The sequence below is a fragment of the Aureibaculum luteum genome (assembly GCF_003449015.1).
In the GTDB taxonomy this organism is placed as follows: Bacteria; Bacteroidota; Bacteroidia; order Flavobacteriales; family Flavobacteriaceae; genus Aureibaculum; species Aureibaculum luteum.
On the sequence record NZ_QRGD01000001.1, the window covers coordinates 530,922 to 553,157 of the forward strand.

The following is a 22,236-nucleotide window of genomic DNA, read 5'->3' on the forward strand; positions in this document are numbered from 1 at the left end:
AAAATGCAGTAATAAAAAACTATCTGTGTATATCAAATAATATGAATAGATTTGCACCCAATTTGAAAATGACATAAATGAAACGTATTAATGATTACAAAAAGCTTTTTGAGGTAGACGGAGAAATTGAACTTAAAGAACTTAAAACTACATACAGAGGCTTAGTAAAGAATTGGCATCCAGATAAATTCCAGGATGAAGAGAAAAAGCTAGAGGCTGAAGTAAAAAGTCAAAAAATTATTGATGCTTATCATTTTCTAGTAAGTATAGCTCCAAAAACCAAAGAAACCAATCTAGAAGAGTATAATTCTATAACTATACCTTCAACCGTTGAAGATTTTCAACATAAAAGTATGCTTTTAGAAGTTACTTTTGCTGATGGTAATACTTATGAATATTTCGGAGTCAATCGTAAACTATTTATCAAATTCGTGAATAGTAAATCAATAAACAATTTTGGAAAAAGAAATATTTTCAATTCTTTCCTTTACAGAAAATCAAAGAAAGCTTCAGTTATGGCTTAACTAAGAGACGGCAATAAAGTAAATTCTTATATTTTAATAATACAACTACAATGACGAAAAAAGGCTTAAGTCGTTTTTCGTCATTGTAGTTAAATGAGTTTACACTACCGATCATTACTAGCCAATAGAGTTATGTAAAACCAAAACACCTTCCTTTTAATCAAATAACTAGACGTGTTTTAAAGTGCTACTTTTTAATAAAAAACTTTTAATTAAGTCTTTAGGATGACTGGTTTTAAGAATAGGAAAATCAAACCAAGTTTGTAAATCTTCTTTAAACCCTGTCTTATTTAAATAACTATTTAATGCAAGATTTAATCCTTTTGTATATTTAGGGTGATCAGTTCCTTCAGGATCTTGATGATATAAATCATTTTGAGCAAATCCTTCAAAAACTGGTCCTGTTATTTTTATTCCAAATTGTTCAGGGTTTTGACCAATAGGACTGTGAATAGTGGTAGTAAATTGATGCCAAAATGCAGACTGAATACAATTTTTCTCAAACAATTGTCGCACAACTTCCAATGAATCGATAGTTTCCTGCTCATTTTGAGTAGGAAATCCATACATAAGATATGCATGAACCATAATGCTTTGTTCTGAAAAATTATGAGTAACTCTCGTAACTTGTGCGATATCAACTCCCTTTTTCATCTTAACCAACAACCTATCTGAAGCCACTTCTAACCCACCAGTTACAGCAATACAACCCGATTTTGCCATTAATTGACATAATTCAGCATCAAATGTCTTTTCAAAACGAATGTTTGTCCACCAAGTAATGTTTAGGTTTCTTTCTATCAGCTTCATTGATAGAGCCCTTAACATTTTAGGTGGAGCTGCTTCATCAACAAAATGAAAACCTGTAATACCTGTGTCCTTAATTATTTTTTCAATTTTATCTACTAAATCAATTGCCGTTGTGTTTTGATAATTACCTATATAATCTAAGTTTACATCACAAAACGAACACTGTTTCCAATAACATCCATGAGAAATAGTCAGCTTATTCCATCTCGCATCTGTCCACATCCGATGCATCGGGTTTACTACATCTAAAAAAGAAACATATTTATCAAACGGCAATCCTGAGTAGTTAGGTGCGGGTAAATTTTTATGATGGTAAATAGTATTAGGTATTTTATTCTTATAAACTACTTCATTGTTTTCTAACACAAACGTTCTTTCCAATTCGTTTATATCACCATTACCTTCAAGGTAATTAACCAACTTTAATAAGGGCCCTTCACCGTCATCTAATGAAATAAAATCAACAAATTCAAAAATTCTAGAATCCTCTAGTGAACGTAGTTCTGTGTTACAATACCCTCCGCCAAAAGCGACATGAATGTCTGGAAAAAACTGTTTAATAAACTGAGAACAACGCAAAGCCGCAAACAAATTTCCAGGAAATGGAATTGTAAAACAGATTAGATTAGGATCATGCTTTTTAATTTGATCCTCCAAAATATTCATCATTTCATCTTCAATAAGCGTAGGCTGATATTGCAAAAAATCATCTAATTGATTAAAACTACTTGCTGACGTTCCAATTTGCTCGGCATATTTCGTAAATGCAAAAAACTCATCTACGTTCGCATGAATAAAATCTCCTATTTCTTCAATAAAAAGTGTACCAAAATGCTTTGCTTTATCTATTATACCTATTTCTCCAACTTCCCATTTTATTTCAGCATTCACCTTCATTAACCTATGCCCTGATGGTAAAAAACCGGCTTCTAAGATTTTATATGCAGTTTCAATATCCTGTTTTTGAAGAAATTTAAGAACTACATCAACTCGAGAAATATAGTGCTCCTTCCTTTTACTAAGTTCGGGATAATGATAATTCTCCAAATCTTCAGCTTCCTGAAAAATAGAACGTAAAAAATCACTAGTAAAAATAGCTGTAAAGAGCTCAATGCTTAAATCACAGTGCTCAACAGACACCTCATGTTTCTCCAAAAACCCCTTGAGATAGGCAGTTGCTGGATACGCAGTATTTAGCTGAGTAAACGGTGGCGTTATTAAAAGTAATTTCGGTTGCATAATGCAAAGATAGCGTTCTTTTAGGGTAAGCGTCTAAAGTAGAAAATAATTAAACAGATATTAACAAGAATATTTCTATTACATACAAATTTTGCATGCTAGTGGATAAAATTTAAAATTTGCTTGATAAATTGATTATTATTATCTTAACCATTACATTTAATCAAATCCTTATTCCTCCAGTGAGCAACACATGGTCATCTTAAATATTAGTTTATGAGTTTCGGAATAGTTCAATCAATGATAATCTCTCTGAGAAATAACTCAAGAAAAAAAGAGTTGATTCACTTTGATAGACGAAGTATGCCCTTGAAAGGATTGAAAGTGGAATTTGGTGAATTATTGAAAAGAAAAGCAACGCCAGAACAATTAGAGAAAATCAGAAATAAAATTAAACAAGAAGAAAAAACTGAATTGATTAAAAATATTACAATAATTCTAATGTTATCAATAATTCTAATAATCGGCGTAAAATTCCTAATTTTTTAAACAACATTTTTTTTAGAAAAAACAAAATACGTTTTATATCTCAAAAAAGTTCAATGCTTTCAATCTTGCCACTCCGCAATAAACAAGTTGGTATCTTACTTTTTATATTTCAGATTGTCAATCCTTCTAGTCTTGCCATTCTGCAATAAACAAGTTGGTATCTCTACCACCTCCATTATTTCTATTAGAAGAAAAAATTAGTTTTGTACCATCATTTGAAAACACAGGAAATGCATCAAATGTTTCTCCATGTGTAATTCTCGTTAGGTTTTTTCCGTCAAGGTCAATCATATATAAATTAAAAGGAAAACCTCGTTCTGCCTCAAAGTTTGAAGAAAACAAAATTTTCTCACCAGAAGGGTGAAAAAATGGACTCCAGTTTGCATTACCTAAATTCGTTAATTGACGTAATTCAGAACCATCAGCATTACATATATACAATTCCATTTCTGTAGGCATTACCAAACCATCTGCCAATAAGTCTTTATACTCTTTTATTTCTTTTTCGGTTTTAGGTCTTGAAGAACGGAAAATAAGTTTCGTTCCATCAGGTGAAAAGAAAGCTCCTCCATCATACCCCAATTGATCTGTAATCTGTTTTACATCTGAACCGTCAATATTCATAGTATACAATTCCAAATCGCCACTTCTATCTGAAGTAAATACAATTTTATCGCCTTTAGGAGAAACTGTAGCTTCGGCATCATACCCTTTTTCAGTAGTTAATTGTTTCGTTATATTACCTTCTAAATCGGCTACAAAAATATCATAGGTGTCATAAATTGGCCATACATATTTTCCTTCTTTTCGTAAAGGAGCATCAGGACATTCTTCACCTCCTAAATGTGTAGAGGCGTAAACAATACTTTTATTATCAGGCAAAAAATAAGCACACGTAGTACGCCCTTTCCCTGTACTTAATAATGGAGGTGCAACCAAACTATCCAACGTTTCATTAGCATCCATCAAAAACATTTGATCACATGCAACACCCCATTTCTTATGATTAGATTGAAAAACAAGTTGTTTATCATCAAAACTCCAATACGCTTCCGCATTATCACCTCCAAAAGTTACTTGACGAAGAGATTTAAAATGTTTTTCTTCCGGAAACACAAGAGAATTTCCTTCAGAATTAACATATACAGGTGCTGTTTTTGTTGTTTTCTTTACAACTGCTTGAGTTGTGTTTTGCGTTTTGCATGACAATAAAACGAGTATAAGTACTATCGTAACTATATATTTCATATGTTTATATTTAGTGTTTTTCTTAAATTAAAATAACATTCTAATAATCATAATTTCAAATAATTAAAACTATGATTTTTTCAAATACCATTAAATAATTGCTATAATAAATGGCAATTATTGCCTAATTTTACCAAAAATAATACTATTATGATGAATCGGATATTAATTTTTGCTTTTTTTACTTTGCTTTTTGTTGGCAAAACCACTGCACAAACAGAATCTCAAATTCATAAAGACGTTGTTTATCTTGCAGACGACAAACTTGAAGGCAGAGCAACTGGCTCAGAAGGTGAAAAACTAGCTACCGAATATATTGCTATGCGATTTAAAGAAATGGGCTTAGAACCTAAAGGAAATAATGGCTATTTCCAAGACTTTACTTTTACGCCTAAAACGCATCCTCACGGAAAAGTTAATTTCTCAGACACGACAAGTAACAAAGCCATTACAGGAAGAAACATTTTGGGATATATCAATAACAATGCAAAGCAGACCATTATTATTGGTGCTCATCACGATCATTTAGGTTATGGTCAAGAGGGCTCTTTGTATAGAGGTAAAGAAAAATTAATACACAACGGTGCAGATGATAACGCAAGTGGTGTAGCTACTTTACTAAACTTAGCCGAAAAATTAACCAAAACCAATACAGGAAACAACTATTTAATCATGACTTTTTCCGGTGAAGAAATGGGATTATTAGGTTCCAATTATTTTGTTAAAAACGCAACAATAAATCTAGACTCCGCCAATTACATGATTAATATGGATATGGTTGGCCGTTTAAAAGAAGATAATGCATTAGCCATTTATGGTGTAGGTACTTCACCCATTTTTAAGCATATTGTAAATGCTTACAACGATAACTTCAAACTGATTATTAAAGAGTCTGGCGTTGGCCCATCTGATCACACATCATTCTATTTAAATGACATGCCTGTTTTACACTTCTTTACAGGCCAACATGAAGACTACCATAAACCTGCTGACGATTCAGATAAATTGAATTATAAAGGTATGGAAACAATATCTAATTATATTTTCAACATTATTACTGATCTTGATGATAATGGTAAATTACCTTTTAGAAAAACTAAAAATGAAAGTGATGAAGCTCCGCGTTTTAAAGTAACGTTAGGTGTTGTACCTGACTATATGTTTGATGGTAAGGGAATGCGAATTGATGGAGTTAGCGAAGAAAAACCTGCACAAAAAGCTGGTTTGCAAAAAGGCGATGTTGTTATCCAATTAGGTGATAACCCAATTACTGATATGATGGGATATATGAAAGCATTGTCAAAGTTTAATGAAGGTGACACCACAACTGTGAAGATTGAAAGAAACGGAAAAACTATTGAAAAGCCAGTTACTTTTTAAGTTAAATAATTAATAAGAATCAAGACTTTATTACACAGCACCTTAGTATCAGGGCAAACTAAAAATTTACATTACAAATGAGTAGACCTCACAGATTCTGACTTAAAACCGTCGAATCTATGAGGTCTTTTCACAAAACGCTCAACGACATGTTTAAAACCAAGAATGATTTTATCAATAAGATTCATTTGATCATTTCTGTATGCATTGTTGTTCCTGTTGCATTTATTTACGGATTTCAACCCAACTTAAATTTTGATATTCATTTACAAACTATTGATGAGCACAGTCAATTTAAAGCCATTATGGGATTGTATTTGGGATTTTCAATAATATGGATTCTTGGAACATTTAAAGAAGCCTATTTAAAAACAGCCATCATCACTAATATAATATTTATGCTAGGGTTAGGTTTCGGAAGGCTTATTAGTATTCTTATGGATGGTACACCTACTTTTGCTTACGTTTTTGGTACCGTTGCCGAGTTATTTTTAGGTTTTTATGGACTTTGGGTATTTAGATCTATAGCAGTTAAAAGATTAGAATTCTAGTTACTTAGAAAAAATGTATTTTTGCACAAAAATAACATTTGGTTAAAATAGACAACATAGAACTTCCCGACTTCCCATTACTACTGGCTCCTATGGAGGATGTAAGCGACCCACCATTCCGTGCATTATGCAAAGAACAAGGTGCAGATGTTGTATATACTGAATTTATTTCTAGTGAAGGTTTGATTCGTGATGCAGCAAAAAGTATGATGAAGTTGGATATTTACGAAAAAGAACGTCCTGTTGGTATTCAAATTTTTGGAGCAAATTTAGAAAGTATGCTACAGACTATTGATATTGTTGAGAAGTCAAATCCTGATATTATTGATATCAACTTTGGTTGTCCGGTAAAAAAGGTAGTAAGTAAAGGTGCTGGTGCTGGTATTTTAAAAGACATAGACCTTATGGTAAAATTGACCGAAGCTATGGTCAAAAGAACGAATTTACCAATTACCGTTAAAACAAGACTCGGTTGGGATCACAATTCTATTAAAATAGTAGAAGTTGCAGAACGCTTGCAAGATGTTGGCTGCAAAGCAATTTCAATTCATGGTAGAACTCGTGCCCAAATGTACAAAGGCGATGCCGATTGGAAACCGATTGCAGAAGTAAAAAACAACTCGAGAATGCACATTCCCGTTTTTGGAAACGGAGATATAAACTCACCTGAAAAAGCCATGGAAATGCGTGACCGATATGGTTTAGATGGAGCTATGATTGGCAGAGCAACTATAGGTTATCCTTGGTTCTTTAAAGAAGTGAAGCACTTTTTTAATACTGGCGAACATTTACCAGCTCCAACTATTGCAGATCGCGTAGATATAGCCCGAAGACATTTACAAATGGCTATCGATTGGAAAGGTGAACGTTTAGGTATTGTAGAAACTAGACGTCATTACACAAACTATTTTAAAGGCATTCCTCACTTTAAAGAATACCGATTAAAAATGGTTACTACTGATGATTCAGAAGGTGTTTTTAAGATCTTTGATGAAGTAATTCATCAATTTGGTGATTATCAGTTTTCTTAAGAGATTATTATCAATAAAATAGGATTACCAGAAAAACTAAAGGCTACCAATCATAAACATATTCGCTTATGATTGGTAGCCTTTAAAATATATAAGGAAATAATTACTTTAGGCTAGTAAAGCAAGATCGATATCCTTCATCTTTCCATTTTCAAGTTTACCCAAAACTGTTACAACTTTAGTTTTTTCGTACTCTTGAATTGCTATTACTAACTCTTTTATATTTTCTCGGTGTATTTTAATACCTCCCGATTTTTGATTTTTATTTTTTATTTCTATATAATAACCATCTCTTAACTTCTTTGGTTTTGTTGCAGGTCTACCCATAATACTCTTACTTTATCTTTTCAAAATTAAACTTATCTTTGTTGGCGACAATGTACATCGTTTCGCACAATATAAGTAATTTACTTCGTTAAACATTAGTTAATTTAAAATAATATTATAAAATTTTTAAATTAATGTCAAAATTTAAATTTAAATCCAATTAAAACTTCATCTTTATTTCCGCTAAAGCCAGTTCCATGTGCTCTTGCTGATAAGGTGTAGTAAAAAGATAAGTACTTCCAATTCCAACAATGGCTCCTGCTAAAACATCATAGAAATCATGATTATCCGATTGAATTCTTGTGAATCCAGTATAGCCTGCCAATAAATAAGCCGGAATTCCATATTTCCATCCGTACCTACGCTGCATAAAAGCTGCACTTTGAAAAGTAATAGATGTATGACCTGAAGGAAAAGAATTTGCATTTTCCATATTTGGCCTTTGTTTTGAAACAACCTGCTTCAATCCATATGTCAATACTAAATTTAGCACGGCACCTTTAGTAAATTGCCAAGTACCTTTATAATCTTTCTTAAAAACAGTAGAACCAAATGCCATAACAGGCATCGCATAAACTAATACATCTCCAGTAGTCTGAACAGTTTTACTTTGTGAAAATGAATTTTGAAAACAGAGAGTGAAAAAAAGAATGACAATTAGCTTTTTCATTTTATGATGAAATAAGATACTAAAACGAATCTATTCTATAAAAATTATATCTAAAATCCGAAACCTAAACCGAATGAAAAACGAGCTCCCTCATCCGCATTAAATACTGAAATTTGAAAAATTATTACGTCAGCAGCATTTGCAAAAACTCCTCCCCCATAAGAATTGTGCCATTTATCAGAATCTTCACCATCTAACCACACCCTACCATAATCTACACCTCCGTAAACCCCTATATGCAAGGGTAAAATAACTGTTTTTAACTTCGTTAAATTTAATCGCAAATCTGTACTTTGATAAAATGAAGATTTCCCTGTAAAACGTTGGTTTCTATAACCACGTAATCCGTCACTTGCTCCAAGTGAAGCTGCTTGATAAAACTCAAAATTATCTCCAAAAATAACATTTCCTTTAATTTTTGTTGCCAGCACCAATTGACCTGAAGGCACTAATTTATAATCAAAACCGATGGATGGAGTAATATAACTAAACCCGTTAGACTCATCTATATTCGCCTTATACCCTACCTCTAAGAGGGTCTTCATCCCTAAGGTTGGAAAAGCCTTATTGTCCTGATTTTCATAACTAAACTCAGCATTTACACCTACAAATTGAATGCTGTTTTCAATTTGATTCTGGTTGTAAAATATATTTATAAATCGATCTGAAGTCTCTTCAACTTCTATAGACTCATAACTTGCCCCAACTTTAAATCGAGTACCATAGGTACCTATTTTCACCAATGAAGGTTTAAATGCAAGGCTACTTATTTTAACACGGTTAAAATCCATATCAAAATTATCTTCATCTAGTGCATTCAGATTACTGGTTTCATTACCAAAATCGAAGAAATTAATACTATAGTTTGGGCTTGTCATTTTAGCATCCAAACCTAAATTCCATGCTCCTATAACATTTGAAAACTCGCCATGATACCCTATTTCAAATCCATTAGTCGCAAAATAATAAGCTCCCGAAAGGATATGCTGAGCGGTAAAAGGATTGCGTTCAAAACCATATGTTGTATACGTATTTGAGGCCCCTATCTTGACCCCATCATCAGGATTAAAACCAACGGTTGGTATAAATTGATTTATATTATTTTTAAGCTTCGTATAATCATAAACATTTGTCTCGTAATCATCCGTTAACTTAACACTTCCTTTATTCGTTATGAATTCATTTTTCTTTGACTTATAATCATAGAGCTTAACTCTTTTACCATTTTCTACATTATACGTGTCATTATTCTGACCGCCAATTATTCTAATTTTTATAAGATTGTTTCCATCACCAAAGGTTTTGAATACATCATCATCGTCAAGTCCATAAATCCATATTTCTTTAGTGTCTTTTTTATCATATATCCTTTCATGAAAAATAGTGCCTTTTTCACCATTTTTAATTCTATAGGCAACTACTTTTGTTAATCCACTTGGAAGCCGTTCAATATCAAACCAATCATCTTTGTCAGTTCCTCTTATCACTGCAAATTTGTTAATGATTTTATAGTATTCATCAGCGGTTTTATTAAGGTTTTTGATTCTTGATAACAGAACGCGTTTGATCTCTAAAACGGTTTCATCGTGAACCTCTTTGGGCATCATGTTCAATGCTCTATCAATTACATCAGCGGTTAAGTTTTTCTGAATAAATTCTGCCTGCTCTATCCATTGTTCCTTATCCGTCTTATTAATTATAATCATATCTAAAGAATAAGGACTTGAATTAAACCCCTTAACATTTCTTATGTTATCATAAAAGCCTTCCATTAGTTTTAATGGCGGTGTAATTCGGGTAGCTATTTGCATTAAGGCTCCATCGCCCATTATAGAAAAAGTTTGATCTCTATCTCTGGGTATTGGTTTAAAAATCACCCTGCCTGTTTTTTTATCTTTAAATTCTGCCCAACGCCATTGATCTACATGCCTATCCCAGTCGCCAATAACCATATCAAATAGCCGAGCTCTTAGGTAAGTTACATCATCAACTACATATTTCTCATCCTTTCTTAATTTTTTCAACAAATCATCAGTGCTTTCAATTTTTTTTGCAAATCCAAAACTTTTTAGATTTTGCTGACTATCGCCAACATGCTCTTCAATCATATATAGTTCATCACCAAAATCACTATTAAAATCTCCTAATGCGTTTTGTTTTGGGACATAATATAATACAGGATTGGTATGATACAAATCAATAGCATCAGATAATTCTCCTGTCGTAAAAGGAGCATAAGGATGTGAACCTGTATAAAAATCTTGCAATAAACTTTCGGTATAAGTATCTTCAAAATCTCCAATAATATACTGATCTTTAAAAGCCATCGCCTGTAGATAAACTTCAGCACTTTTTCGTAAAGCACGCATTACATATTGCTTGCCTTCACCATCTATTAAACGAAGTGACTTAGATTGATGTCCACCCCCTTTTCTTATGGGCGTAACCCCTCCGAACAGCGTATCTAAATTAACAGTTGGAGCCGCTACTTTTGCACCATAATACTTACGGTATCTTTTTCCCCAAATACCTTTAAAAAATTTAGTCTTTTTAACTTCTTCATCGGTATAAACGGAAGCTTTTACGATGACAGGGAAGTCTTTGTTATAAGCTTCTACTTGATTCGATTTATCTGAAGCTAAAACCTTAGTTTGAAATATTATTTCATTTGTATTTGCCGAATAAAAGCGAACAAAAGAAGCCCCATCTTTAAAAACGTCTAAGATGGCATACCCAGAATCACTAGATGTAAATTCTGCCGAAACATTACGTGTTGCTGTATTTTTTGAGCCAGAACCGCTTATAATTTGCGGTAAATTATCCTTCTTTAAATATTGTAAGTTATGCTCATGACCAGAAACAAAAATTACCTTATCATTTTCTTGAGCTAAGGTTACAATCCTTTTTATAAGGTAATTATAATTCTTGTTTTGAGTATCTGCAGGAGAAATTCCGCTTGTTTTTCGAATTAAATTTTTTAAGGTTCCTAAAATAGGTAATGGTTTTAGATTTGATTTAAAGTCAAATTGCCCGGCATGAGGCCCGTTACTAAACATTGGATTATGAATGGCTACCAGCGTAGTTTTACCCTGAGATTTTTTAATTAACCCTTCAAACTCCTCAAAAAATTTATTTCGCGTTCTTATTTCACAATCATCATTAATTGTGGGGTGCTTATCCCAATCTGTTAAATACCATTCTCCATCTATAACAATTAATACTGTGCTTTCATCAATATCAATTTTTTCTATTGGACAACCATTTTCAGGTAAAAAGGTTTGATCTCCTAAAATTTCCTCAATATAATCCTCTTGCCTTTTAAGACCTTTTATCCCTGAATACCAATCGTGGTTGCCTGGTATAAATATGGTATTACCTTTAAAATTTTCTACTGCACTGGTTTGTATATTCAATTGATGCTCTGCAAAAGCTCTATTCTTACCTTCTTTATTAGGCATTCCTTTGGGATAAATATTATCTCCTAAAAAAATAACCGTGCTATTTTTAGCTGCTTTTGAAATTTCCTTTTTAAAAGATTGCAATGCGGCAGATGAGGTCCCTATTTCAGAATTACCGGCATCACCAATTAAGTAAAAAGTATGCTGAATTTCTTTTTCTGGAAACGTTGAACTTACTAGTCCTTTTTTAATTTGAGTTTTATAGGTAGCACAAGCATTTAATAAAAACACAGCAACAAAGAACAATACAAATTTGTAATAATACCTCATATGTTTGTTATTCTATTTTTAAATAGTAACACCGGATGTTCTGAATGCAACCGCAAAAGCAATGACTGACATAATAATACCAATCAAAAATATAGTGTAAGTAACCCTTAGTATTTTATATTTCTTATGTAAAACCAAGCCTAGAAAGTATAAATCTTTTTTCATTGATGAATACAAATAGTCTCTATCTTCCATCATTTCTCCCATTGCCCATTCAAATTCTTCCAATTTCACTTTATGAAAATTACCAAAAAACAACAAGTTCACTTTTTTATCTTCAACATCCTTTTTGGTAAACTTACCACTCGTAATATTAGGTCTTGTAGCTAAAACTGATAACCCCATAGAAACTAAACTAAATGAGACAAAAATAGCAGTTGGTATAATTAAGTAATGGTTTGACGGGTTATCTAGCTTAGGAATTAAATTGGATAACGCCATTGATATAATAATAGCATTTACTGACAATAATATATTGGCTTTTGTATCAGCAATGTTACTTAAGTTTATATGATTTCTAAGGGTTACCCTAAACATGGTTTCAATGCCACGTTCAGGAATTTCGGCTTTACGTTTTTTTAATTTATACTCTCCGGCTTTCATTTTGCCTTTCGCTACCGCTTGCTTTATTTTTTTTCTAGATTTATATAATTTAGCTAAATTTTTATCTTTAATTTTTTGCCAATTAATTCGGGCATAATTTGTATAATAACGGTGCTTTCTAGTAAAAAAATTAATATTCTCAACAATCCATTCAGAATCGGTAAAGTTATTAGAGTTAGATAAGTTCCATTCTTCTCGTAACAACTCATTCACTTCTGAGAACACACTATTTCCTAAATGAGCACAATCGGCATCAAGTAAGACCTTTTCCAAAATATTTTCAGGCTCCGATTCCATATTTGTAGCCAAAATGCATTTTTGTACACTTGAAATAATTTCAGACGACACGTTTTGACGCTCTAAAAAATCTTTTGCTATTTCTGAACTATTAATTTCATGTCCTTCATATCCGTTAATAAATCCAATATCATGAAACCATGCTGCCAATTCAACAATCTGCGTTTGCTCAGGTGTTAGTTGCTCTCCTAAAGCCAGTTCTTTAACAGAACTTACAACTCTTTGGGTATGACTTAAATTGTGATAAATATATACACTTGATAAATGTTCATTTAGTTGATTTACAACATAGGCCTCAACTTTTTGTAAAATATCCATAGATAATTAGGCTTTTATGTCTTCAATTAATTGATCAATGGTAATGGTAGTTTTCTCATTAAATTGTTCTTTATAAAGAACTTCAACTCGGAGAGCTTTTAAGCCAGAAACACCTTGTAAATCTTCCAATTCTAAATATTCTAATTTACCTAAATAGTTTTTTGATTGTAAATATTTAATATATTTTTTATACTCTCTAGCATCTTTATCTTGAGAGTAAACAATCGCTATTTTTCCTGGAGTAGTTAAACGCTCAGTAGTATCTTTTATATTCGCTTTATCAATACGTTTTTTAATAATTTCATACCTAATATTATAAGCTCCATCAACATCAAATTGCTTTTCATCCATCCTAAATTTAATGGCCAAAGAATTACTGTGTACCAAAATTAATGAGGCAATTTCAAGTTCATGATCTAACGTGCCTTTCAACTGAAAAGCAAGATTTTCCATTTCATACATCAGCTGCAATTGCCACAAACGCATGTTATATAAATATAACGAATTATACTCTTTATTTTGAACCAATGATTGACCTATATACATGTTATATTCCACACCATCAGTTTTGTACCTTTCAAAATAATGGGGAAACATTGCCTGAGCTTCTTCCTGCTTTTTGTCTATAAAATCGGCTAGTTTCTCATTAAGAATTGTAACACTCTCTTCATAAGCTTTTCGTTGCTCATATACTACATGTAAATTTTCATCTAATCGATCCATGTAAATATCAACTGATTTTTCTAACTCCGAATTAATTCCTTTTATATGATTAAACACCGGATAAATGTCGCGTTTTAAAAAATCAAGTATTGCTATCTCATCTCCAGCATGTAACCCTTTTTTAACATCTATTAAATACTCTTCAACACGAAACATTAGCTCGTCATAAATTGGTATTTCTTCAACTTCACAAGCATTATTCAAAACATTTGATGCTAGATTAAGCTGAACTGATAAGTCATTTTTTATAGCATCATTACGTGCAATAGAAGACCCTTTTATATCAGCTTGCCCATATAATGGAAATACATTATCAAAAACAATATCATCTAATTTAGGACTTTCTATCCCTTTAAACTTATCACCATAATAATTCTCAGCTGCTTGATAAAAACGCCATTTTACAGTAGGATGAATTGAGGTATAATGCTCTTGAATAGTGGCTTCCAAAATATTTTGATGCTCTTCTGAATTTCTTTTTACAGCAGCTTCAAAAATTGGAATTATGTCTTTTAGCTTATTCTGATTAATTGAATTTAATTCATATGGCCTAGGTGATGCAATTTCTAATAAAGCCAAATCATTATTTTCCGTTGCCTTTATAGGTATTAATATAATACTTTGAATTCCTTTAGATTTAAGGTCTTTATAAAAAGAATTTTCATTAGTAGATTTTCCATATTTCTCAACATCAGAAATTGTTACAATTTCGTGCTTAACAAATACACTGTTCATTATTCCATCACAAAAATAATCCTTACAATTAATAACACTTTTACCTTCAAGAATTAAACTATCTGATTTTTTAATATTGGTTTCGCACAACTTAATATTTATAGCGTCAAATATTGAAAACCCAAGTTTTAAATCTTTTATACTATAGAATTCACGTAGATATTTACGTAAATCACCAATAAGGTTATTGTCTTGTCTTAATAAGCTATTAGATAATGATGATAATGTCTCATCTTGGGTTACGTCAAAAAGATTCATTATTCCAAAACCTTTGTATATATAACTATTTGGAGGGAATTTTTCTTTCCAAACTTCTATATTATTAAAATTATCTAACAATAATCTAAAATCTTCTTCTGTAATTTTTGGTGCATTTTCCGTAGGAATAATATCAGCAAAATCACCATTTAGAGCTACTCTATAATGTTTTGTAACTCCTGTATTTACATCAGGAATATCATAAAAGAAAGGACGTTTTAAATCTATATTATATCCATAACAATAAGCCAAAATCATAACACAGCCTTGAATATACAACTCATTATCATGAAAATTTCTGATACTAAATTGGTAATCATCCCCAGAATTATTAATAATATTTTTAAACCTATTAGAAATCTTAAAAGTTGTAAATGAAAATGGAATACTAGCTGCTTTTATTTCATTATCCGTTAATATTTCAGGAAACAATCCATCCAAGGCTAAATCAATTTGGTCTTTGTACTTAATTAATAAAGATTCATCTGTGAAGCCATCAATCAATTCTGGATATTTACTCAAATGCCCAACAATTTCCTTTGCCGAATTATAAAAGGGGTGTTCTTTATTATTCAAATACTTTTGATAAAAAGTATAAACCTTTTCAAAACTTATTTGTAGTTGTAATGGAAAAGATTTCTCTTTTAAATTTACAGATTGTTGAATAATCATAATTAAAATATTTGAACCTACTAATTTACACAATATATATTAGGTATAGACGTTAGCGAGCACGAATCCTAACAAAAAGGGAATAACAATTTTAAACTAAGAAACAATTTTTTTAGAAATTCTAGAACTAGCAATCAAAGCGGCTAAATATCCTAAGGCCAATATGGTGAAAAATACGATTAGCACATTAAAAATAGTGAATTCTACAGGGTATGCTAATGATGAATTAATCATTATCAACCCAAAGTACTTTTGCAATAAAACAAAAGAAATAGCCAAAAACAAGCCTAATAGTAACCCGAAGAAAGACAGTAAAAAACCTTGATAAATAAATATTTTTTTTATCTCGCTTAAACTAGCCCCTAAGCTAAATAATGTTTTTAAATTTTCTCGTTTGTCTAAAATCATCATTACAATAGCCCCAATAACATTAAACAAAGCAATAATTAAAATTAATGTAAAAATTAAATAAGAAACTAAATTTTCTGTGTTCAACATTTTATGAAAAACGGCATTGAGTTGCTCTCTGGTTTGAATTTTATATTTATCTCCTAATTTTTGTTGTAAAACTTCAATTACCTCGCTTCTATTTACATTATTTTCCAATTTCAATTCAATTGCAGTAATTTGATTTGGCTTATAATTTAATAAACTTTGTACGATTTGTAATTGAGCAAAAACATAATTTTTATCCAACTCTTCCGTCAGTCTAAAAATACCTGTAGGTTGCAGACTTAAAGTGTTAAACGCTGTTTTAGGATTACTTACATAACCTTTACCTGGTTTAGGCACTGAAACCTTTAAGGATTCTGTAAAATCATATGTGCCTAACGATAAAATTGCTGAGACACCATTACCAATAACAGCCGAGTGAACAATTTCTTTATCTAACCATTCTCCAACATAGATTGCTGTATCAATATTATTTACCGACAAATAGTTATCATCAACTCCTTTAATACTCGCTATATGCGACTTTTCATTATAACTAAAAAAAGCTCTTTCTTCTACTACTTTACTATAACTCTTAATGTTTTTGTCATTAACTATTTCAGCAATGGAGTCATTGAACAAGAATGACTTTCCTACAGAAGCACTTATTTTTAGATCAGGGTCAGAAACTCTAATAAAATCTAAACTAAAATCTTTTAAACCAGAAAAAACTGACAGCACAATAAACAAAGCCATTGTACCAACAACGACACCTGTAGCTGCTATAATGGTAATAATATTTATTGCATTATTACTACTTTTAGAAAATAAATATCGCTTAGCTATGTATAGAGGAAATTGCAATTTATCTTTTTTGCCTTTTTGATAAAATATCTGGATTCTTTATAGGGTTTTCCACATTACCCTTTAGTGATTTATCTATACCTTCAATATAATCTAATGAATCATCTATATAAAAGCTCAATTCTGGCATACGGCGTAATTGATTTCTTGTTCGTTTAGCCAACTCATGTCTAATTAATGGTGTATTTGATTTAATGCCTTCTATTAATTCTGCACCTTTTTCTGTTGGAAAAATACTTAAATATACTTTAGCATCAGACAAGTCAGAAGTAACATTAACCTTGGTGACTGATATTATTATGCCCTTCATGCCATCTTGTGCAGCATGTTGTAACACATCAACCAAATCTTTCTGTAAAACACCGGCTATTTTTTTCTGTCTATTTGTTTCCATAATGCAAAAATAGGCTATAAAACTGAACTTTTGATTTTACCAGATATTTTAATAATAATATTGTTTATTTTTGAAAGAAGTACAATTACCATTAATAAGACTTAACACCTAGACAAATGAAAAAAATTGAACATATTGGCATTGCGGTTAAAGACTTAGATACCTCTAACTCGCTGTTTGAAAAACTGCTTGGAAAAGCAGCCTATAAGCTTGAAGAAGTAGCTTCTGAAGGAGTTATTACTTCTTTTTTTAAATCGGGACCTAATAAAATTGAATTATTAGCCGCAACAACACCAGAAAGCCCAATCGCTAAGTTTTTAGAAAAAAAAGGAGAGGGAATTCATCATATTGCTTTTGCTGTTGATGATATTAAAAGTGAAATAAAAAGGTTAAAAAAAGAAGGTTTCACAGTCTTGAACGATAAACCAAAAAAAGGTGCTGACAACAAACTTGTAGCTTTCTTACATCCAAAAAGTAGCAATGGGGTTTTAATTGAATTGTGCCAAGAAATTAAGCAAAAATAAGTATATTGCGTCGCAAAATTTAGCACAAACTACAATGAGTACTTCTTTTGAAAAATATCAAAAAAGACGATTAAAATCCTCCTATTTTTCTGTAATACTGAGCATCGCTTTCGTATTATTTTTATTAGGATTATTTGGTCTTTTAGTGCTAAATACTAAGAAAATTTCCGATTATTTTAAAGAACAAGCTTCAATAACCATTTTTCTTAATGACGATGCTGACTCTCAAAAAGTTAAAAACCTACAAACACTGCTAGAAAGTGAAGCATACACAAAATCTATCGTATACATATCTAAAATAGAGGCTGCAAAAATAGCAACTGAAGAAAATGGAGAAGATTTTATGGAATTTTTGGGTTACAATCCTTTAAAAAACGCAATTGATTTATACTTGAAGGCTGATTTTGTTTCATCTGAAAAAATGAGTGAGATAGAAAGTACTTTAGCAAAAAACAGTATCGTTAATGAAGTTTCATATGACAAACCTTTGATTGGTTTATTGACAAAAAACATAAAACGTATTAGTCTTTGGGTACTAATATTTAGTAGTCTTTTTGTATTGATAGCCATGCTACTAATTAATAATTCGATACGCTTGTCTGTTTACTCGAAAAGGTTTACAATTAAAACGATGCAACTTGTTGGAGCTACGAAACGTTTTATTCGAAAGCCCTTTATTTGGAGCAGTATAAAATTAGGAGCTTTTGGTGCATTGGTTGCCTTAATTGCTTTAGCTGTAGCAATGTATTATTTAAATGTTAATTTTCCAGAATTTGGTTTTTTAGAAAACACCAAATTAATAGCTATTTTATTTGGAAGTATTTTTCTATTGGGTATTATAATTTCATGGATAAGTGCTTTTTTTGCAACACAGCGTTTTTTAAATTTACGAACAGATCAATTATATTACTAAAAAATGAATAAAAAAGAAGTCTACAAAAAAACAGAGAATGAATTCCTTTTTGGTAAAAAGAATTACATGATTATGCTCGTTGGTCTAATTGTAATTGCACTAGGCTTTATATTGATGGCTGGTGGTGGTAGTGATGACCCGACCGTTTTTAATGAAGAAATTTACAACTTTCAACGAATTAGATTAGCCCCAACGTTAGTACTTATTGGTTTAGCTATAGAAGTATACGCCATTTTGGCAAATCCTAATAAATAGTAATGACCTATATTTACGCTATAATTCTTGCAATTATTGAAGGGTTAACTGAATACTTACCCGTTTCTTCGACTGGCCATATGATAATTGCCTCTTCATTTATGAAGATTGCCAGTGACGATTTTACAAAACTCTTTACTATCGTTATCCAATTAGGAGCTATTTTATCAGTTGTAGTTTTGTATTGGAAACGTTTTTTTCAAGGCTTAGACTTTTATTACAAATTATTTGTTGCCTTTCTACCTGCAGTTGTTTTAGGGTTATTATTGAATGATGTCATAGATCAGTTGTTAGAAAGCCCTGTTACAGTTGCCATTTCCTTAATTATTGGAGGGTTTATTTTACTAAAAGTAGACGATTGGTTTAAATCAAATGAAAAATATGATTCTGAAAATCCTTTAGAACATACTGAAATATCATATCTCACTGCTTTAAAAATTGGATTCTTTCAATGTTTGGCTATGATACCTGGAACTTCACGTAGTGGAGCAAGTATTGTTGGTGGTATGACTCAAAAATTAAATAGAAAAACAGCTGCCGAATTTTCATTTTTCTTAGCAGTTCCTACAATGTTTGGAGCTACAGCTAAAAAATTATATGATTACTATAAGGCAGGTTTTGAACTGAGTAGCGATCAAATAAATTTTTTAATAGTTGGTAATATAATTGCTTTTATTGTTGCTTTAATTGCCATAAAGTCATTTATTGATTATCTAAGTAAAAAGGGATTTAAAATATTTGGGTATTATAGAATTATACTTGGAATTTCTTTGCTAATTATCCATTTTTTTATCTACAAACTTAGTCTATAATGGCCTTGAATGTTGATGATTACAAAAACGGTCAAGTTCTACTTATAGATAAACCTTTAAAATGGACTTCATTTCAGGTGGTAAACAAATTGAGATGGGCAATCAGACAACAGTTTAATTTAAAGAAAATAAAAGTAGGTCACGCAGGAACTTTAGATCCTTTAGCAACTGGGTTGCTTATTCTTTGTACTGGAAAATTCACTAAAAAAATTGACCAATTTCAAGCTCAAATAAAAGAATATACAGGCACTTTTACTGTAGGTGCCACTACTCCATCTTACGATTTAGAAACTGAAATTGATCAACATTTTGAATTCAGCCATCTTACTAATGAAATTATCCATAATACTACAAAACAATTTATAGGTGAAATTCAACAAAAGCCACCTATATTTTCAGCCTTAAAAAAAGATGGAAAACGGCTTTATGAACTAGCAAGAGCCGGTGAAACAACCGAAATAAAATTACGTAATATAACTATTTCTGAATTTGAAATCACTAATATTAAACTACCCGAAATTGAATTTAGAGTAATTTGTAGTAAAGGTACTTATATTCGTTCTTTGGCCTATGATTTTGGATTAGCCTTAAATTCTGGAGCACACTTATCAAAATTAAGACGTACCAAAATTGGCGACTTTGATGTTAAAAAAGCACAAAGTATTGACGATTTTTTAAACGGTCTAGATAACTAAAAACAAGCCAATCTTGAATTTCGTCTTAGGCTAATTGACCAACGCTCAACAACTGTAACAAATCACTTTCTATTGCTTTTCCTTTATCGGTATTATACCAATTTTGAAGTTGCTCTTTAAACGCTGTATCAAGTACTCCAAATTTTTCTTTTTGATCTGCTACCATTTTAGTTGCAACTGCTGGTCTAGGACCAAAAGTACCTAATACCTCAAGCGTATCCGCATTTAACATTATCAATTTAGGAATTGCTTGTCCCCCATTGGTTAAAAACTGATTCATCAACGCTTCATTCTCATCTCTTAAAACTATTTTCAACTCAATATTTTCAGAAGCTTCAGCAACTTTATTAATTACAGGTAACACTTGAGCTGCATCTCCACACCAACCTTCTGAAAGTACTAACCAAACAAACTTTTCATTTACATCATTTAAAGCTTCTACAGTACTTTCGGAAATAGAAATTGTTTTATCTAAACGCTTCATCCTACTGTTATTCAATTTACTATAATGCAACAAATCTTCAGATTGATTTACCCCAGTAGCTTTCCCTTCTTTTAATAAACGAGTTACTAACTCTCTATAAGTTGAATACGAGATTGCCTTTTCTAAACTATTTTTAATACTATTTTTCATCTATATTTATTTAATCCTGCAAATTTAAGAAATGTTTAGTCGAAGAAATGTTACAAATATTACACAAAAATTAATTTACCTCTTTTATTAATTTTAAATTCTCCAACATCACTTCCGTCATTTTCTTTAAATCAAAATTGGGCTTCCAATTCCAATCTTTTTGAGCTTGGCTATCATCCATATTTTTCGGCCAACTATCGGCAATTTGTTGCCTAAAATCAGGTGAGTAGTTTATACTAAAATCTGGAATATGTTTTTTTATAGACTCTGAAATTTCTTTCGGTGTAAAATCAGTTGCAGAAATATTATAAGACGCAAAATCATCAGGTAAATCAGCGTCCATAAGCCTAATAGTAGCATCAATGGCATCATCCATATACATCATTGGCAATCTTGTGTCTTCAGACAAAAAACAATCATAACTACCATCAGACAAGGCCTTATGATAGATTTCTACGGCATAATCTGTTGTACCACCACCTGGAGGTGTCTTCCAGCTTATTATACCAGGGTAACGTACGCTCCTAACATCAATTCCATATTTTGCTTTATAATAAGCACACCACCGTTCACCAGCCAACTTGCTTATTCCATAAACCGTAGAAGGCTCTGTAACCGTTACTTGGGGGGTATCTATTTTAGGTGTCGTTTTACCAAATACCGCTATAGAACTTGGCCAAAATACTTTTTTTAGATAACCCTCTTGAGCTAATTCTAAAACATATAACAAACTGTTTATGTTTAAATCCCACGCTCTATGCGGATATTTTTCAGCAGTAACAGAAACCATCGCTGCCATTAAGTAAACTTCAGAAACATTATGTTTTTTAATAATTTGTAAAATTGCTCCCTTGTACGTAGCATCTAATATTTCAAAACTACCATTTTGCATTAGATCCTCTGAACCATTTTTAATATCTGAAGCAATAACTTTATCATTACCATAAATGCTTCTTAACTTTAGCACAAGTTCGGAACCAATTTGTCCGCAAGCACCAATAACCAGTATTGAATTATTATTCATGTATTTTATTTTAAATCTAACACAAAATTAATAAATTAAAATGCCTAATTTGTCAAATGTTTACTTATTTATTTAACTTTGTCACA

At 31.3% G+C, this 22,236-nt stretch carries 21 protein-coding genes; 10 read left to right on the forward strand and 11 right to left on the reverse strand.

Translation table 11 applies throughout. From position 1 onward, the window contains the following. The first annotated feature begins 77 nt into the window (after positions 1-77). On the forward strand, positions 78-524 hold the full coding sequence (locus D3P13_RS02395) for a KTSC domain-containing protein (RefSeq protein ID WP_117879696.1): 447 nt from the start codon (positions 78-80) through the stop codon (positions 522-524). Between the two features lie 168 nt (positions 525-692). Here the strand turns inward: D3P13_RS02395 and D3P13_RS02400 are convergent, their stop codons facing one another. Further along, entirely contained in the window at positions 693-2,573 is a 1,881-nt protein-coding gene (locus D3P13_RS02400; RefSeq protein ID WP_117879697.1) for a B12-binding domain-containing radical SAM protein, read from the reverse strand. 216 nt (positions 2,574-2,789) lie between these two features. On the opposite strand from D3P13_RS02400, the gene D3P13_RS02405 reads away from it, so the two are divergent. Then, positions 2,790-3,062, forward strand: a complete 273-nt coding sequence (locus tag D3P13_RS02405) for a hypothetical protein (protein WP_157972810.1) — start codon at positions 2,790-2,792, stop codon at positions 3,060-3,062. Positions 3,063-3,188: 126 nt separating this feature from the next. Here D3P13_RS02405 and D3P13_RS02410 read toward each other — a convergent pair whose 3' ends face one another. Then, the gene (locus D3P13_RS02410) at positions 3,189-4,310 is read right to left on the reverse strand and encodes a TolB family protein (RefSeq protein WP_117879699.1); all 1,122 of its coding nucleotides are present in this window, start codon (positions 4,308-4,310) and stop codon (positions 3,189-3,191) included. A gap of 153 nt (positions 4,311-4,463) precedes the next feature. On the opposite strand from D3P13_RS02410, the gene D3P13_RS02415 reads away from it, so the two are divergent. The 3 genes from D3P13_RS02415 to dusB all read left to right on the forward strand — a co-directional run bounded on the left by D3P13_RS02415 (position 4,464) and on the right by dusB (position 7,272). Beyond that, positions 4,464-5,690 carry a M28 family peptidase gene (locus D3P13_RS02415; RefSeq protein ID WP_117879700.1) on the forward strand — a complete coding sequence of 409 codons (1,227 nt, stop codon included), beginning with the start codon at positions 4,464-4,466 and terminating at the stop codon, positions 5,688-5,690. Between the two features lie 149 nt (positions 5,691-5,839). Next, positions 5,840-6,241, forward strand: a complete 402-nt coding sequence (locus tag D3P13_RS02420; RefSeq protein WP_117879701.1) for a DUF4345 domain-containing protein — start codon at positions 5,840-5,842, stop codon at positions 6,239-6,241. A 38-nt stretch (positions 6,242-6,279) separates the two neighbouring features. Then, positions 6,280-7,272 (forward strand): tRNA dihydrouridine synthase DusB, encoded by a 993-nt coding sequence (gene dusB, locus D3P13_RS02425; protein WP_117879702.1) that lies wholly within the window; start codon positions 6,280-6,282, stop codon positions 7,270-7,272. A gap of 108 nt (positions 7,273-7,380) precedes the next feature. On the opposite strand, the gene D3P13_RS02430 is transcribed toward dusB, so the two are convergent. The 7 genes from D3P13_RS02430 to rbfA all read right to left on the reverse strand — a co-directional run bounded on the left by D3P13_RS02430 (position 7,381) and on the right by rbfA (position 17,293). Continuing rightward, positions 7,381-7,599 carry a hypothetical protein gene (locus D3P13_RS02430; RefSeq protein ID WP_117879703.1) on the reverse strand — a complete coding sequence of 73 codons (219 nt, stop codon included), beginning with the start codon at positions 7,597-7,599 and terminating at the stop codon, positions 7,381-7,383. 160 nt (positions 7,600-7,759) lie between these two features. Next, positions 7,760-8,269 carry a phosphatase PAP2 family protein gene (locus D3P13_RS02435; protein WP_232829114.1) on the reverse strand — a complete coding sequence of 170 codons (510 nt, stop codon included), beginning with the start codon at positions 8,267-8,269 and terminating at the stop codon, positions 7,760-7,762. Positions 8,270-8,319: 50 nt separating this feature from the next. Beyond that, entirely contained in the window at positions 8,320-11,997 is a 3,678-nt protein-coding gene (locus D3P13_RS02440; RefSeq protein WP_117879704.1) for a metallophosphoesterase, read from the reverse strand. A gap of 18 nt (positions 11,998-12,015) precedes the next feature. Next, a complete protein-coding gene (locus tag D3P13_RS02445; protein WP_117879705.1) occupies positions 12,016-13,215 on the reverse strand; it encodes a Pycsar system effector family protein in 1,200 nt (399 codons plus the stop codon). A gap of 6 nt (positions 13,216-13,221) precedes the next feature. Further along, positions 13,222-15,603 carry a GAF domain-containing protein gene (locus D3P13_RS02450; protein WP_117879706.1) on the reverse strand — a complete coding sequence of 794 codons (2,382 nt, stop codon included), beginning with the start codon at positions 15,601-15,603 and terminating at the stop codon, positions 13,222-13,224. A 96-nt stretch (positions 15,604-15,699) separates the two neighbouring features. Next, a complete protein-coding gene (locus D3P13_RS02455; RefSeq protein WP_117879707.1) occupies positions 15,700-16,899 on the reverse strand; it encodes an ABC transporter permease in 1,200 nt (399 codons plus the stop codon). A gap of 1 nt (position 16,900) precedes the next feature. Then, positions 16,901-17,293, reverse strand: a complete 393-nt coding sequence (gene rbfA, locus D3P13_RS02460; RefSeq protein ID WP_117879708.1) for a 30S ribosome-binding factor RbfA — start codon at positions 17,291-17,293, stop codon at positions 16,901-16,903. 116 nt (positions 17,294-17,409) lie between these two features. Between rbfA and mce the strand changes: the two genes are divergently transcribed. From mce to truB, 5 genes are read left to right on the forward strand one after another with little or no spacing between them, the layout of a single operon-like run. Continuing rightward, positions 17,410-17,817 (forward strand): methylmalonyl-CoA epimerase, encoded by a 408-nt coding sequence (gene mce / locus D3P13_RS02465; RefSeq protein WP_117879709.1) that lies wholly within the window; start codon positions 17,410-17,412, stop codon positions 17,815-17,817. 34 nt (positions 17,818-17,851) lie between these two features. After that, on the forward strand, positions 17,852-18,730 hold the full coding sequence (locus D3P13_RS02470; RefSeq protein ID WP_117880233.1) for a cell division protein FtsX: 879 nt from the start codon (positions 17,852-17,854) through the stop codon (positions 18,728-18,730). A 3-nt stretch (positions 18,731-18,733) separates the two neighbouring features. Continuing rightward, positions 18,734-18,985, forward strand: a complete 252-nt coding sequence (locus tag D3P13_RS02475; protein ID WP_117879710.1) for a DUF3098 domain-containing protein — start codon at positions 18,734-18,736, stop codon at positions 18,983-18,985. A gap of 2 nt (positions 18,986-18,987) precedes the next feature. Continuing rightward, positions 18,988-19,797, forward strand: coding sequence for an undecaprenyl-diphosphate phosphatase (locus D3P13_RS02480; protein WP_117879711.1), 810 nt, complete (start codon positions 18,988-18,990; stop codon positions 19,795-19,797). Then, positions 19,797-20,492 (forward strand): tRNA pseudouridine(55) synthase TruB, encoded by a 696-nt coding sequence (gene truB / locus D3P13_RS02485; RefSeq protein ID WP_198679941.1) that lies wholly within the window; start codon positions 19,797-19,799, stop codon positions 20,490-20,492. The genes D3P13_RS02480 and truB overlap by 1 nt, the downstream gene beginning before the upstream one ends. 25 nt (positions 20,493-20,517) lie before the next feature. Here the strand turns inward: truB and D3P13_RS02490 are convergent, their stop codons facing one another. Further along, positions 20,518-21,126: a thioredoxin family protein gene (locus D3P13_RS02490; protein WP_117879712.1), complete on the reverse strand. Its 609-nt coding sequence runs from the start codon at positions 21,124-21,126 to the stop codon at positions 20,518-20,520. A 70-nt stretch (positions 21,127-21,196) separates the two neighbouring features. After that, positions 21,197-22,150: an NAD-dependent epimerase/dehydratase family protein gene (locus D3P13_RS02495; protein ID WP_117879713.1), complete on the reverse strand. Its 954-nt coding sequence runs from the start codon at positions 22,148-22,150 to the stop codon at positions 21,197-21,199. Positions 22,151-22,236 lie beyond the last annotated feature (86 nt).

What these genes read in the sequence shown, in the direction of transcription:
- truB (WP_198679941.1), top strand. Translation starts at nt 19,797, where the DNA reads ATGGCCTTGAATGTTGATGATTACAAAAACGGTCAAGTTCTACTTATA.
- D3P13_RS02475 (WP_117879710.1), top strand. Translation starts at nt 18,734, where the DNA reads ATGAATAAAAAAGAAGTCTACAAAAAAACAGAGAATGAATTCCTTTTT.
- D3P13_RS02395 (WP_117879696.1), top strand. Translation starts at nt 78, where the DNA reads ATGAAACGTATTAATGATTACAAAAAGCTTTTTGAGGTAGACGGAGAA.
- D3P13_RS02445 (WP_117879705.1), bottom strand. Translation starts at nt 13,215, where the DNA reads ATGGATATTTTACAAAAAGTTGAGGCCTATGTTGTAAATCAACTAAAT.
- D3P13_RS02470 (WP_117880233.1), top strand. Translation starts at nt 17,852, where the DNA reads ATGAGTACTTCTTTTGAAAAATATCAAAAAAGACGATTAAAATCCTCC.
- D3P13_RS02430 (WP_117879703.1), bottom strand. Translation starts at nt 7,599, where the DNA reads ATGGGTAGACCTGCAACAAAACCAAAGAAGTTAAGAGATGGTTATTAT.
- D3P13_RS02480 (WP_117879711.1), top strand. Translation starts at nt 18,988, where the DNA reads ATGACCTATATTTACGCTATAATTCTTGCAATTATTGAAGGGTTAACT.
- D3P13_RS02495 (WP_117879713.1), bottom strand. Translation starts at nt 22,150, where the DNA reads ATGAATAATAATTCAATACTGGTTATTGGTGCTTGCGGACAAATTGGT.
- D3P13_RS02450 (WP_117879706.1), bottom strand. Translation starts at nt 15,603, where the DNA reads ATGATTATTCAACAATCTGTAAATTTAAAAGAGAAATCTTTTCCATTA.
- D3P13_RS02490 (WP_117879712.1), bottom strand. Translation starts at nt 21,126, where the DNA reads ATGAAAAATAGTATTAAAAATAGTTTAGAAAAGGCAATCTCGTATTCA.
- D3P13_RS02440 (WP_117879704.1), bottom strand. Translation starts at nt 11,997, where the DNA reads ATGAGGTATTATTACAAATTTGTATTGTTCTTTGTTGCTGTGTTTTTA.
- D3P13_RS02420 (WP_117879701.1), top strand. Translation starts at nt 5,840, where the DNA reads ATGTTTAAAACCAAGAATGATTTTATCAATAAGATTCATTTGATCATT.
- rbfA (WP_117879708.1), bottom strand. Translation starts at nt 17,293, where the DNA reads ATGGAAACAAATAGACAGAAAAAAATAGCCGGTGTTTTACAGAAAGAT.
- D3P13_RS02415 (WP_117879700.1), top strand. Translation starts at nt 4,464, where the DNA reads ATGAATCGGATATTAATTTTTGCTTTTTTTACTTTGCTTTTTGTTGGC.
- D3P13_RS02400 (WP_117879697.1), bottom strand. Translation starts at nt 2,573, where the DNA reads ATGCAACCGAAATTACTTTTAATAACGCCACCGTTTACTCAGCTAAAT.
- D3P13_RS02405 (WP_157972810.1), top strand. Translation starts at nt 2,790, where the DNA reads ATGAGTTTCGGAATAGTTCAATCAATGATAATCTCTCTGAGAAATAAC.
- D3P13_RS02435 (WP_232829114.1), bottom strand. Translation starts at nt 8,269, where the DNA reads ATGAAAAAGCTAATTGTCATTCTTTTTTTCACTCTCTGTTTTCAAAAT.
- D3P13_RS02410 (WP_117879699.1), bottom strand. Translation starts at nt 4,310, where the DNA reads ATGAAATATATAGTTACGATAGTACTTATACTCGTTTTATTGTCATGC.
- mce (WP_117879709.1), top strand. Translation starts at nt 17,410, where the DNA reads ATGAAAAAAATTGAACATATTGGCATTGCGGTTAAAGACTTAGATACC.